At 66.7% G+C, this 13,547-nt stretch carries 10 protein-coding genes; 5 read left to right on the plus strand and 5 right to left on the minus strand.

Translation table 11 applies throughout. The annotated features are described in order from the left end of the window. Nucleotides 1–74: 74 nt before the first annotated feature. The 3 genes from VIF40_RS20690 to VIF40_RS20700 all read right to left on the minus strand — a co-directional run bounded on the left by VIF40_RS20690 (nucleotide 75) and on the right by VIF40_RS20700 (nucleotide 3,319). Nucleotides 75–803, minus strand: coding sequence for a cytochrome c biogenesis CcdA family protein (locus VIF40_RS20690; RefSeq protein WP_331939410.1), 729 nt, complete (start codon nucleotides 801–803; stop codon nucleotides 75–77). After that, the gene (locus VIF40_RS20695; RefSeq protein ID WP_331939411.1) at nucleotides 803–1,186 is read right to left on the minus strand and encodes a thioredoxin family protein; all 384 of its coding nucleotides are present in this window, start codon (nucleotides 1,184–1,186) and stop codon (nucleotides 803–805) included. Before VIF40_RS20695 ends, VIF40_RS20690 begins: the two co-directional genes overlap by 1 nt. Before the next feature lie 135 nt (nucleotides 1,187–1,321). Continuing rightward, nucleotides 1,322–3,319 (minus strand): SPFH domain-containing protein, encoded by a 1,998-nt coding sequence (locus tag VIF40_RS20700; RefSeq protein WP_331939412.1) that lies wholly within the window; start codon nucleotides 3,317–3,319, stop codon nucleotides 1,322–1,324. Nucleotides 3,320–3,613: 294 nt separating this feature from the next. On the opposite strand from VIF40_RS20700, the gene VIF40_RS20705 reads away from it, so the two are divergent. The 5 genes from VIF40_RS20705 (at nucleotide 3,614) to VIF40_RS20725 (ending at nucleotide 11,241) form a co-directional block, all read left to right on the plus strand. Then, a complete protein-coding gene (locus VIF40_RS20705) occupies nucleotides 3,614–5,338 on the plus strand; it encodes a hypothetical protein (protein WP_331939413.1) in 1,725 nt (574 codons plus the stop codon). 171 nt (nucleotides 5,339–5,509) lie between these two features. Then, a complete protein-coding gene (gene gltX, locus VIF40_RS20710) occupies nucleotides 5,510–6,937 on the plus strand; it encodes a glutamate--tRNA ligase (protein WP_331939414.1) in 1,428 nt (475 codons plus the stop codon). A 342-nt stretch (nucleotides 6,938–7,279) separates the two neighbouring features. Continuing rightward, complete coding sequence (locus VIF40_RS20715; protein ID WP_018265095.1) at nucleotides 7,280–8,566, plus strand: citrate synthase; 1,287 nt, start codon at nucleotides 7,280–7,282, stop codon at nucleotides 8,564–8,566. A gap of 157 nt (nucleotides 8,567–8,723) precedes the next feature. Further along, on the plus strand, nucleotides 8,724–9,371 hold the full coding sequence (locus VIF40_RS20720; RefSeq protein ID WP_331939415.1) for a hypothetical protein: 648 nt from the start codon (nucleotides 8,724–8,726) through the stop codon (nucleotides 9,369–9,371). 514 nt (nucleotides 9,372–9,885) lie between these two features. After that, a complete protein-coding gene (locus tag VIF40_RS20725) occupies nucleotides 9,886–11,241 on the plus strand; it encodes a PAN domain-containing protein (protein ID WP_331939416.1) in 1,356 nt (451 codons plus the stop codon). Between the two features lie 81 nt (nucleotides 11,242–11,322). Here the strand turns inward: VIF40_RS20725 and VIF40_RS20730 are convergent, their stop codons facing one another. Both VIF40_RS20730 and lpxA read right to left on the minus strand, forming a co-directional pair. After that, nucleotides 11,323–12,702: a lipid-A-disaccharide synthase gene (locus VIF40_RS20730; RefSeq protein WP_331939417.1), complete on the minus strand. Its 1,380-nt coding sequence runs from the start codon at nucleotides 12,700–12,702 to the stop codon at nucleotides 11,323–11,325. A gap of 4 nt (nucleotides 12,703–12,706) precedes the next feature. After that, nucleotides 12,707–13,522 (minus strand): acyl-ACP--UDP-N-acetylglucosamine O-acyltransferase, encoded by an 816-nt coding sequence (lpxA, locus tag VIF40_RS20735; protein ID WP_331939418.1) that lies wholly within the window; start codon nucleotides 13,520–13,522, stop codon nucleotides 12,707–12,709. Nucleotides 13,523–13,547 lie beyond the last annotated feature (25 nt).

The raw sequence follows: 13,547 nt of genomic DNA on the forward strand, positions 1-13,547 counted from the left end.
TGGCTGCTCGAACATTGTCGAGCCCATGCTATACCCGAAGCCGGCCGGCGCGCGAGCGTCCCTCCGGCGCTCGGTCAAAAGCGCGTCGTCACATTCGTCAGCCAATCGGGCGAGGCGGCGACGAGCGCGGCCTCCAGCGGCTTGTCGAGCCCGGTCGCGATCAGCAGGCCGACCGAAGCCAGCGCCGCGCCGAGCGCGCCCTTGCCCCATTTGCCGCCGACCAGCAGCGAATGCCGCAGCCGCGTCGAGAGGCTCCGCGACGCCGCGCCGAGCGCGACCAGCGGCAGGCCGGCGCCGAGGCCGAAGGCGCCCATCACCACGCCGACCTGGCCGAGATCGTGGCCCTGCGCGGCGAGCAGCGAGGCGGCCCCCAGAGTCGGGCCGGCGCAGGGGCTCCACACCGCGCCGAGCAGCAGGCCGAGCCCCAATTGGCCGCGCAGCCCATGGGTCGAGAATCCGGCGAAGCGGCGCTCGATCCAATCGGCAACGGGACCGCCGGCGGCGGCGAGCCTCACTTGCAGCGCCGGCGCCGCCAGCAGCACGCCGAGCGCGATCATCAGCAGCGCCGCGCCGAAGCGCAGAGCGTCGCCGTCGATCCCCGCCCCGAAGCCGATCAGCGCCAGAAACAGGCCGATGGCGACGAAGGAGGAGGCCACGCCGACAGCGAGCGCCGCCGGCCCCATTTTGTGCTCGGACGCCGCGGCGCCGAGGATGATCGGCAGCAGCGGCAGCACGCAGGGCGAGAGAATGGAGAACAGCCCGGCCAGAAAGGCGAGCCCCGCCCCGGCGAGATCGACGCCCATCACAGCGCCTTGTCGAGCAGAGCCGCGATCGACGCGGCGCCGGTGTCGCCGACCGAGCGGCCGGTCTCGCTCTTGCCCTTGAAGACGATCAGCGTGCTCTGCGTCGTCGCGCGGAAGCTGCGCAGCGCGTCCTTCTGGCTGTCGAAATCGACCTCGAACACCTGCAGCGCGTCGAATTTATGGTCCTTGCCGAGCTTCTCGAGGATCGGCTGCTGCGCCTTGCAGGTGGGGCACCAGGGCGCGTGAATCTCGACGAGGATCGGCTTACCGGCCGCCTGCGCGGCCTCGAAAGCCTGCGGCGTGAAAGCGCGCTTCTCGGCGGCGAAAAGCGGCGTCGCGAGCAGAACGGCGGAAAAAAGCGCGGCGGTGAAGCGTATCGACATGGGTGCAATCCTCTTCGGGGCGGCTCCGCGGGGGACGCGGAAAGGGCGGCGGCGGACGAATGGGAGATCGCCCGCCGTCGCAGCTCTATTCGCGAGCGGATCGCCGGACGTTACAGCCGGCGATCGATCGCGGCGTCACGGCTGCGGCAGCCCCTTGCGCGCCTGCTCCTTCTCGGAGACGAGCATGGCGAGCAGCATTTCGACGAGTCCGCCGCCATTGGCGCGGCCGTCGCCGCCGCCGACGACAATGCCGGGCACCAGCGGCAGCTTGCCATTCTCGATCGCCTCGGCGAAGCGCAGCAGCACCGTCGAATTGAGCTGATATTGCGGCCCGCCATAGGCCTCCACCTGCTTTTCCGTCGCCTCCGCCTGGGCGAGGCCGATGGCCTTGATCTTCTCGGCGTCGGCGAAGCCGATGGCGCGGATGCGATCCGCCTCGCCCAGTCCCTCGAGGCGGGCGCGCTCGGCATTGGCCTTGGCGGTCACCTGGATCGTCTCGGCCTCCTGTCGCGTCTGCGCGAGCCGCGCCTTGCCCTCGTTCTCGCGCAGCTGAATGGCGAGCGAGGAGGCCGTGATGCTGGCCTGCTGCTCGGCGATCGCCTGCTTCTCGCGCAGGCTGCGCTCCTGCGCCGCGGCAGCCTCCTGCAGCCGATAGGTCTCGACCTTCTCGACGGCGATCTGCCGCTCGCGCAGCTGCGTCAATATCAGCTCTATGGCGGAAGCGCCGCGCTCCTTGTCGGCGCGCGGCGTGCCGATCAGCACCTCTTGCAGATCGAGACTATAGGCGGCGAATTTGGCGCGCATCTCCTCGCTGGAGCGGCTCTGTATGTCGGCGCGCTCCTGCAATAGCTGGATGAGCGTCTTGGTCTGGCCGATATTCTTGAAATAGGCCGAGACCATCGGATCGAGCGTCTGCTCGACCAGCCGCTTCACATCGCCGAAGCGCTGCACGACCAGCGGCGCCTTCATATAGTCGATGTGGACGACGACGGAGAGCGGCATCAAGGGCTCGAACGCGTCCTTGGTGATGAGGCCGATCTCCGAGAGATTTTCGTCGAGCCGATGCGGGCCGGTGGAATCGGCCGTCCATTTCAAGACGAAATTCGTCGTCGGCACGGTGATGATCTTGCCGGCATAGGTGTTGAACGCATATTTGCCGGGCAGCAGCGGCTTGCTCCACACGCCGCGGCAGCCGGGCGCGACCAATTCGCCATGACGATAATCGACGCCAGAGACATCGACGCCGCTCGCGCCCGTATAGGACACGACGACGCCCACCGTGCCGACATCGATGATGGTCTTTTGAACGAGCTCCACCGTCGCGAACAGGCGATTGATGTAATAGCTGCCGTCGACGAGCACCTGATGCTGCCGCCCGCGATAGCCGCCGGCGCGCAAGAACGCCTCCGGATTCTGGAAATTATTGTGGAAGTTCGGATCGGCGGTCTCGCCGCCGACGGAGGGCGCGATGATCTCGCCCTCGCGCAGCGCCGGCCCGTCATGCACGGTGACGACGCCGATCACATCCTGCTCGTCCTTGATGACAATGGGCTCGAAGCCATGACGCGCGCCGATGATCGCCGCCGTGCGCGTGAACAGCTCATTGTCGTTGGGCGACAGCGCCACGGCGTAATTGCGCGCCGCCGTCAGCACGACGAATTGCGCGAGATTGATGGCGTAGACGCCCTCGCGCAGCACTTTGCGCTGCGGGCCCTTCTGCCCGCCCTTCTGCAAAAAGCCGCGCAGATCCTCGAAATCGGAGGCCGTCTCATTGGAGGCGAGCGTCTGCTCCGGCGCGAGCGCGAAGCCGTCGCGGGCGTAGACATAGCCGATCTGTCCCTGCGGAATGGAGACCAGCGGCACGCGATGCACGCGATATTGGAAGGGCACGAAGAAATGAAAGCCGCCGCGCAGCGCCTCCGGCTGGAAACCGGCCTCGCCCTTCAGCGCGATGAAGCCATCGCTGATCGAGCCGCGAAAGCTCCAGAGCTTTTCGAGCACGCCGAGGCGATCATTGGGAATGTAGCGGACAGCGCCGCCGATGAGCGCGAGAAGCAGCAGCAAAGCGACCGCTCCGGCGACGAGAAGGCTCGTGTGCCAGAACGGCGTCAGAGAATATTCGAGGGGAAACATCTCATTTGCTCTTGGTTGAGCGGAATGCGCGGTTCGAAACCTTTTTCCCAGGCGCATTCCGCCGGGAGCATGCGGCGCCGCGCCTTCGGCGCAGCCGCGGATCATGCGGCGCGAGATGTGGGGTGGAGGCGCAGGCTTTGCAAGGAGGGGTGGGGCGGGAGGGGGTGCGAATGTCCGATCAATCATTTGATCTAACGAATCAAAAAAATCGCCCTCGACGTCTTGGCGCCGTTGCGCACGCCTTGCGTTTTCACCCGCTTGCAGCCATCCTAATCGCAGCGCGGAGCTTTTTTGATGGCGAATTTGGAAGGCGGCGAGGAGCAGCCGCGGATTTACGATCGAACGAGCCTGAAGCACCGGCTCGATGCATTGCCACCTGATCAACAGCGACAAGTGGCCGTCGTGATCGCCGCTCGCGCAGCGCTCCGCATATTGCCGCTGACGGCGCGTGAGACGGGATTGCACGCCTCATTGCTACGCTTATCGGTTTTCTGGAGCAACGCAATGGCCAGGGTCGCCGCGAAATATCCGACCCGAGCCAATCACATTTCTCCATACGCTGTCGCCGAATTCGCCGCGATGGACCCGGTCGCCGTCGCCGCAGCAATCGCCGCCGAGCACGCCAACTACTCCGCTATCATATACCACGCCGCCGTGGTCGCCGCCGACGCCGTCGCGGTCGCCGCCGACGCTGTCACGAGCGCCGCCGATGCCGTGAACGCGGCTGACATCTGGAGTTCGACAACCAGCGATTTCGAGGAACTCGAAAGAGGTCGCCTGCCAAACGAACTCTCGGGCGATCCGCTCTGGCCACGGGGTGCGCCGGATTGGGCAGAGGAACACTGGGCGCATCTGCGCCAGCTCCCCCGGGAGGAGGGTTGGAGGCCCTGGCTGGATTGGTATCGGCGCCGACTCGACGGCGAGGAGCTCTCCGAGGAAATCGAGCTCCTTTTCGCGACGTTGCCAGTCAACCCAGAAGAGAAAGCGCCCACTGAGCAGAACGCGCTGCTCGCACGGGAGATCGCGCGGCTGATACCGAAACAGAAGCCCCGCGAACGACCGAAAATTCCGGAGTCGAAACCTGCTGCGCTCGAGCTGATCTCGGAAGACGGCAAAATTCTCCTCCGGAAAAAGCTCGCAAGCGCCGATCTCGACGCACGCGTTCTCAATGCCTCCCTACGTGCGTTGAAACAGCAGTTCGCCGATCTCCTCGAAAGTCTCGACGCAGAGTCGAACATCGACAAGCGCGCGGCCGCCTCTCTTCGGCGCCTCGCCGATCTCATACCGACAAAGCGTCCGACACAGGAACAGTTGTTCCGCCTCGCGCATGAGCAGGAAAAGCTCGAGGCCTATGCCGCGAGCGTCGTCGAAGAATGGCCGCGCATGCTCGCCGCTGATTATCTCGCAGCGACGCGCGCCTTCGATCGCACTGTGCGACAGTTCCCGAGCTGGCGACAGTTCAAAGCGAATGCAGAAAAAGACCGCCTCACCGCCGAGCAGCGCGAGGAGGCGCCGCGCATCGCGGCCGAATTCGCGGAAGCGTTACGCGACGACGAGGGGGCGCAATTCGTCGAGCAAGAGATCGCAGCGATCGTGAGCGAGATGGCGAGCCGCCTCGCCGCTGAGCGCGAAGCGCAGACCCAACGCATCGATCCGATCGCCGCGGGCGCCGATCTTCTCGCGGAAGACCTCATCGCCAGCATCGACAATGTGTTGAAGACAATCGCCGAAGCTGCGATCTCGACGAAAGACGGCGTCGCGGGAGTGGTGAAGCGCGCCGGGACAAATTTCGCGAGCCATGCCGAAAAGAGCATCGTGAAGGAAGCTGGAAAGCTCGGCGACGGCCTCGGTCCCAAGCTTACGAAATGGGCAAAGCGGACGCTGCTCGGCGCACAGGTCGCCGGCACGGGCTACGCAGGCGTGAAGACCGGAGCAATCGCATCGGTCATCCACAAATTGATGCACCAATTTCCGCAAATCGAGGAGTGGCTGCGGCCCATTCTCGATTTTCTCTCGTGACCGGGACACGATCACGCCGCTCCTTCGTCATGGCCGGGCTTGTCCCGGCCATGACGCGCTGAGACACAGGCCGGGGAACGCCCCCGCCCCCGCCCCCCGCAGTTCCCCCCCGGCCCGCAGCGTGCTAGACGGGCCGCAACGCTCATTTCTCGGGAATCGTCAGCCGCGCTCATGTCTCAAGTCGTCACGCGCTTCGCCCCCTCCCCCACCGGCTTCCTCCATATCGGCGGCGCGCGCACGGCGCTGTTCAACTGGCTCTACGCCAAGCGCCACGGCGGGCGCTTCCTGCTGCGCATAGAAGACACCGACCGCGAGCGCTCCACTCAGGCGGCGATGGACGCGATCATCGACGGAATGCGCTGGCTCGGGCTCGATTGGGATGGCGACGTCACCTATCAATTCGCGCGCGCCCCGCGCCATCGCGAGATCGCCGAGCAGCTGCTCGCCATGGGCAAGGCCTATCGCTGCTACGCCAGCGCGCAGGAGCTGGAGGAGATGCGCGAGAGCGCGCGGCGTGAGGGCCGCCCGCCGCGCTATGACGGACGTTGGCGCGACCGCGACGCATCCGAGGCGCCCGCCGGCGTCGCGCCGGTCATTCGGCTGAAGACGCCGCAAGAGGGCGAGACGGTGATCGAGGACGCGGTGCAGGGCCGCGTCGTGTTTCCGAACAAGGATATCGACGATTTCGTGCTGCTGCGCTCGGATGGCGCGCCGACCTATATGCTCGCCGTCGTCGTCGACGATCACGATATGGGCGTCACCCAGATCATCCGCGGCGACGACCATCTCACCAACGCCGCGCGGCAAAAGCACATCTATGAGGCGCTCGGCTGGGAGGCGCCCAAGCTCGCTCATATTCCGCTCATTCATGGGCCGGACGGCGCCAAGCTCTCCAAGCGCCATGGCGCGCTCGGCGTCGACGCCTATCGCGGCATGGGCTATCTGCCGACCGCGCTGCGCAATTATCTGCTGCGCCTCGGCTGGAGCCAGGGCGATCGCGAGTTCTTCTCCACGCAGGAGATGATCGAGGCGTTCGATCTCGAGAGCATTCATCGCTCGCCGGCGCGCTTCGACTTCGTGAAGCTCGAGAATATGAACGGCCACTATCTGCGCAGCAGCGACGATGGCGAGCTCTTGGAGGCGCTGGTCGCGACGCTGCCCTATCTCGAGGGCGGCGCGGCGCTCGCCGCCAAGCTCGACGACAAGCGCAAGGCGCAGCTCGCCGCCGCCATGCCCGGCCTCAAGGCGCGCGCCAAGACGCTGATCGAGCTCGTCGACGGCGCCGGCTTCCTGTTCGCCGAGCGGCCGCTGGCGCTCGACGCCAAGGCCGCCGCGCTGTTGTCGCCGCCCGCTCGCACAAATCTCTCCGCTCTGATCGAGGCGCTCGCCGCGCTCGACGAATGGACCGCGACGGCGACCGAGACGGTCGTGCGCGAGACGGCCGCCGCGCTCGGCGTGAAGCTGGGCGATCTCGCGCAGCCGCTGCGCGCCGCGCTCACCGGCCGCACCACCTCGCCCGGCATTTTCGACGTGCTGGCGATTCTCGGCCGCGACGAGAGTCTCGCCCGCCTGCGCGATCAGTCCGTGCAACGCGCTTGAACAGCGGGCGGGGGATGCTATAGTTTGTGCAACGCACAAACAGGTCCTCTGCTCGACCCTATGCGCCGTAACGCCGCGTCCCGACCGACGCGCGCGAGCCACAGCGGCGCGACGACCGACGCATATCCGCCGGCTATCGCAGGAGGGTTTTGAATTTAAAGCGCTTTTCATTCGATCGCGCGGACCCGGCGGTCCGTCGGCGCAACAACGCCCGATGTTCGGATGAATTCGCGCACCGTTCCGAGCCGCGAGGGCGAAGCGCGGCTGGGGCGTGGCGTAAAATATGCTGCGGTATTTCGCCGGGAGCCGCAATTTGCACGGATAACGCGAAAAGGTGGGGCCATGACGAAAAAAGAAGCGTCCTTTCACACCGGCGAGAAAACCGTCAGCCTGCCGATCATGGAGGGCACGATCGGCCCCAGCGTCGCCGACATTCGCAAGCTCTATGGCGACACGGGCATGTTCACCTATGACCCGGGCTTCACCTCGACGGCGAGCTGCGAGTCGAAGATCACCTATATCGACGGCGACGAGGGCATACTCCTCTATCGCGGCTATCCGATCGACCAGCTCGCCGAGCACGGCGACTTTCTCGAGACCTGCTATCTGCTGCTCTATGGCGAATTGCCGACGGCGACGCAAAAGGCCGATTTCGACTATCGCATCACGCGCCACACGATGGTGCATGAGCAGATGGCGCGCTTCTTCCAGGGCTTCCGCCGCGACGCGCATCCGATGGCGGTCATGGTGGCGTCGGTCGGCGCGCTCTCGGCCTTCTATCACGACTCGACCAATATCGCCGATCCTGTCGAGCGCATGGTCGCCTCGACGCGCATGATCGCCAAGCTGCCGACGCTGGCGGCCATGGCCTATAAATATTCGATCGGCCAGCCCTTCGTCTATCCGAAGAACGACCTCGACTACACGTCGAACTTCCTGCGCATGTGCTTCGCCGTGCCTTGCGAGGAATATAAGGTCAATCCGGTGATGTCGCGGGCGCTCGACCGCTTCTTCATGCTGCACGCCGACCACGAGCAGAACGCCTCCACCTCCACCGTGCGTCTCGCGGGCTCCTCGGGCGCCAATCCCTTCGCCTGTGTGGCGGCGGGCATCGCCTCGCTGTGGGGACCGGCGCATGGCGGCGCCAATGAGGCGGTGCTGAAAATGCTCGCCGAGATCGGCACGCCGGACCGCATTCCGATCTATATCGCCAAGGCCAAGGACAAGAACGATCCGTTCCGCCTGATGGGCTTCGGCCATCGCGTCTACAAGAACTATGATCCGCGCGCGAAGATCATGCAGCGCACGACGCGCGAGGTGCTGGCCGAGCTCGGCGTCAAGGACGATCTGCTCGATGTGGCGATCGAGCTCGAGCGCATCGCGCTGCACGACGAATATTTCATCGAGAAGAAGCTCTATCCCAACATCGACTTCTATTCCGGCATCACGCTGAAGGCGATGGGCCTGCCGACGACCATGTTCACCGTGCTGTTCGCTGTGGCGCGCACGGTCGGCTGGATCGCGCAATGGAAGGAGATGATCGAGGACCCGGGCTCGAAGATCGGCCGTCCGCGCCAGCTCTACACGGGCGAGAAGCAGCGCGACTATCTGCCCATGTCCAAGCGCTGAGCTCTTTCCAAGCGCTGAGCTTTTCCAAGCGCTGAGTCTTGTCCTTCGCGGCCTTCGTGGTGAAAAGCCACGAAGGCCGCGTAGCATTGTGCGCGAACGCACAGCCTTCCGCCTCCGCTCCCGCCATTGTCTCCGCATGATTGCTGAGGAGGCGGAAATGATCGAGACGGGGTCCTATGAATTGCTCTCTTTCGAGGAGGCGCGCGACAGGCTGCGCTTCGATCGCGAGATCAGCCTCGGCCTCTTCGATCTCTCCTCCTTCCGCATCGCCTATTGCCCAAGCGATTTCGTCTATGGCGGCGACATAGAGCTCTATCAATGGATGTGGTGCGACAAGATCGCGGGACTGGTCGTCGACGGCGATATGACGATCGACGGCGACCTCATGGACAATTCCTTCGACGGCTCGGCCGCCTTCGTGCTGGCGCGCGGCAATCTTCGCGCGCGCTCGGTGACTCTCGGCGGCGCCGAGGTCGTCGTTCGTGGAGACCTGCGCACGGAAGGCCCCGTCTTCAATAATTCGAGCGCCGGCCGCTGCGAGATCGGCGGCTCGGTCTATGCGAGCCATCTGGTGACGGATGATCATGCGACCGTCGTCGCCGGGCGCACGCCGGCGCGCTCCTTCGCGCTCGGCTATGTCGATCCGACGATGAGCGAGAAGCTGCGGACCGTGAATTCCTATCTCGATCTTTTGACGCCGGAGGCGGCGACCGAATTCGACGCGCGCGGCCGCGGCGCCGGCCCGGAGATCGTCGTTCGCATCGTCACGGCGATTCGCTCCGGCCGTCCGGTCCTGCGCGTCTGACGCGCGGGACCTCTGCCGCAATCGACTCGAAAAAGACACGTTCGTCGCCGCCAATGGCGGCCGTTCGCTTTACGATTCGCACAGCATTTTTTCTCTTTGCGCGCGTTTTTCATCGCCCGCGTTTCATTCGTCGATTTTCAGCCTCTGCGAATCGCAGCCTCGCGATTCGCGATCATCGGATCATCCTCATGAATGAGACACGCCCGCCCCGCGAGCGGCCGAATCCGCCGCGACCCCAGGCGCCGCCTGTGAACTCCGTCGTCGCCGCCGCGGTGACGGCGCATGATTTGGACGAGCGCCGCAAATCCGTATTAGAAGCCGAACGCGATCAGACGAGCGCGACGCGGCCGACGAGACGAAGCGGGAGACGACGATGGGGGCTGTGAACGATCTGGCGCGGAACGAGACGAGCGCCCCCGACGAGCAACATTCCCGCGCGCAACACGCGCAACATGCAGACGCGCAACACTCCTGGGACGCGATCGAAGCGCGATATCGCGAGGAATGCGCGACGATGCTGCGCGACGCGCGCCAGCATTTCGAGCAGCGCGCCGCGCGCGAGCAGACGACGATCGAAAATGTGCTCGCGACTTTCGCACGCGATTTCGACGCCTGGCTCGATCGCGAAAGGCGCGGAATCACTTCGCCCAAGCCCAGCCTCGCGACCTTGTTCGAGATCTGGCTGGAGCGCGGCGCGCGGCGTTTCGAGTCTGCGAGCGCTCCGGCCGAGCCGAGCCTGCGGCGCGAGGCCGTCGCAGAGGCGCAATCGCTCGAGCTGCAGCACCGTCTCGACGAAGAGAGCCGCCGCATCGAAGAATTGGAGCGGCGTCTCGCCGAGGCGGAACATCGCGCCGAACGACAGATCGCCGAGGCCCCGATCATCGTCGCCTCGCCGGCGCTCGCGCTCGCAGCGCCGACGCCGCGACAGCCGCGCCGGCGCGCGACAGTCTTCATCATGGCGCTCGTCTTTCTCGGCGCCCTCGTCGGCGTGGCGCGATTGGCGCAGCATTCGGACGCGGCGCCGCCGGAATTGCGCGCGGCGCTCGCGCGTCTCGACGATTACGCGACGGAGATGGAAGCGCGCGGCCGCTCCGCGCTCGGCCATCTCGCGGCGAGCCACGCCCGCGAGGATGCGCTCGCGGCGCTGCTCGTCCAGGACAAGGACTATGTGATCGCGCGCGCCGTCGCGTCCGACCCGCAGCTGACGCGCGCCAAGATCGACGCGCTCGCGCCGAGCCGCTCGGCGCCCGCCGCCGAGGCGCAGACCGAACCACCGACGCGCGACGCGAACGCCGCTCCGCCCCGGATCGCCGCACCCGAAGCTGCGGCCCCGGCGCCCGAAGCGACGACGCCGCCACAGGAGGAGGCCGAGCGGCTTCCTCCCGCGATCATCGGCCCGCAAAAGCCTGCGACCTTCCGCGGCTTCGAAAATCGCGACATCGCCGGGCCGACGCTGGCCACCTCGCGCAAGCTCGATCAGCCCGCCTGCGTCGCCGCCTGTCGCGGCCGGGACGATTGCAAAGCCTATTCCTTCGATCGCTGGAACCGCATCTGCCGGCTGAAGGGATCGGCCGGCGCGTTCATGCTCAATCCGCGCATGATCAGCGGATTGCGCGACGACATCCGCATCCCGCGCGCGCCCTCCGGCGCGCTCTCCATGGAGCGCTATCCCTCCAAGGCCTTTCCGGGCGCAGGCTACCAAACGGCGTCGCTCGACGGCCCCGAGGCCTGCGAGAACGCCTGCCGTGAGGAAGACGCCTGCGTCGCCTTCACCTTTCGTCTCGACGAGAGCGCCTGCCATTTGTTCAAGACGACCGGGGAGTATTTCTCCAATGAGCTCGCCGACAGCGGCGGCAAGCGTCAAGAATAGCTGCTACGCACGTATCGTGTTTTTCGAATATGCCGTTGGAGCAGCGATCCAGATCAGCCTCTCGGGCTCGTCATACAATCGTTATTTTGCATCATCTCTCCCATATGGGGGATGCCGGCGCGCGTAAGCTCGGCTATTGTTGTCAAATTGTTCAAAGCGCTTTTCAATTTCAGGGGGCAGTCGGGAGTCCGGAAACTCGGCTTCCCCCTTTTTGATGGCGCCCCCTCCGGCGATCTCTCGCCCCTTCGCGATCCAGGCAATCACACGCTCAGCGGCGCGAGCGCTCGGGCTGCGGCCTTCCGCCGACATGCGCTCGCGAACGCGGGCAAGGCCGCTCACCTGCGCCACGCGCTCCGCGCCGCCGCGCATGAGCGGCTCCAGCGCGGACGCCAGCGCCGCCGGATTCGCCCGCCCCTGCAGAAACTCGGGAACCAGCCGCTCGCCGAGCACGAGATTGGGCAGCACGATGCTGTCGACGCTCACCAGAATGCGCAGCGGCCATTCGAGCGGCGCGACCTTATAGGCGACCGCCATGGGAACGCCGGCGAGCGCCAGCTCCAGCGTCGCCGCGCCCGACGCCACCAGCGCCGCTCGCGCGCGGCGGAACGCCGGCGGCTTTTCGTCTTGCGACAGCAGGCGCGGCTGCGCCCTCCAGTCCTCTTGTGAAGCCAGGCGCGGCCGCGCCCTCCAGTCCTCTTGTGAAGCCAGGCGCGGCTGCGCCCTCCAGGCGGCGAGGCCGCTGTCGATCTCCTCCGCGACATGCGGCACGACGGGCAGAGCAACATCCAAGGGCCCGCATCTCTCGGCGAGCATCGCCAGCGTCTCGCCGAAAACCGGCATGAGCCGCGCGACCTCGGCGCGACGCGAGCCGGGCAGGACCAGCAGCAGCGGCCGCTCCGCCTCGCGCGCCGCCAGCTCGGCGGCGGAAGGGGTGAGCGCGTCGAGGCAATCGAGCAGCGGATGGCCGACATAGCAGCAGGCGGGGCCGCCGAGCCGCTCATGCGCCGCCGGCTCGAAGGGCAGCAGCGCCAGCACCTCGTCGACATAGGCGCGCATGGCCCGCGCCCGCCCGGGCCGCCAGGCCCAGACGCTCGGGCTCACATAATCGATGATCGGCAGAGCGGGCCGCGCCCGGCGCACCCGCCGCGCGACGCGATGGGTGAAGTCCGGCGCATCGATCAGCACGAGGCAATCGGGCTCCGCCGCCAGCGCCGCGCGCGATGTCCGCTCGATGCGCTCCAGCAGCTGCGGCAGCCGCAGCAGAGGGGCCAGCAGGCCCATCACGGCGATATCGGCGAGCGGGAAAAGGCTCACGAGCCCTTCGCGCGCCATCGCCGCGCCGCCGACGCCGGAAAAGCGCATGTCGGGCCGCTCGGCGCGCAAAGCGCGCATCAGCAGCGCGCCCAGGAGATCGCCCGAGGCTTCTCCGGCGACGAGAAAGACATGTCGCGGCGCTTCCACCGCCCTAGCCCCGCCCCGGACGCGGCGCGCAGAGCGGCCGGTCCCGCTCGGCCCGCAAAAAGGCGAGAATGGCCTCGACATCCTCGGCGCCGGCGAAATCCCGCGCGGCGGCCTCGATCCGCTCCGCGAGCACCTCGGCGCCCGTCTCCTGCGGAAACAGTCGACGGAACGCCTCGCGTAAAAGCGCGAGGCGCGCATCCGAAAAGCCGCGGCGGCGCAGGCCGACGAGATTGAGCCCGAACAAATGCGCGCGATTGCCGCCGGCGAGGCCGAAAGGCGCGAGATCGCCCTCGAGCCCCGAGAGCCCGGCGACAAACGCCTGCGCGCCGATGCGGACGCGCTGATGCACCACGGTCGCGCCGCCGATCGCCGCGTGATCGCCGATGCGGACATGGCCGCCGAGCAGCACATTATTGGAGAGCACGACATGATCGCCGATGCGGCTGTCGTGGCCGACATGGGAATAGGCGAGAAAGGCGCAATCATCGCCGATGCGCGTCTCGCCGCCGTCCGCCGGCGTCCCGGCGTTGATGGTGACGCCCTCGCGCACGAGGCAGCCGCGGCCGATGACGAGCGCGCCCGTCCGCCCGCGCGACTTCAAATCCTGCGCCGCCGCGCCGAGCGAGGCGAAAGCATGGATTTCCGCATCCGCGCCGATGCGCGTGCGCCCCGCGAGAACCACATGCGAGAGGAGACGCGCGCGATCGCCGAGCTCGACCTCGGCGCCGATATGGCAGAAGGGACCGACGACGACGCCCTCGCCGAGGCGCGCGCCCTCCTCGACGACGGCGGATGGATGGATGCGCGCGCTCGAGGTCATGGGCCCATCCGGGCGATGCGGCGGC

This window comes from Methylosinus sp., from assembly GCF_036560965.1.
GTDB lineage: Bacteria > Pseudomonadota > Alphaproteobacteria > Rhizobiales > Beijerinckiaceae > Methylosinus.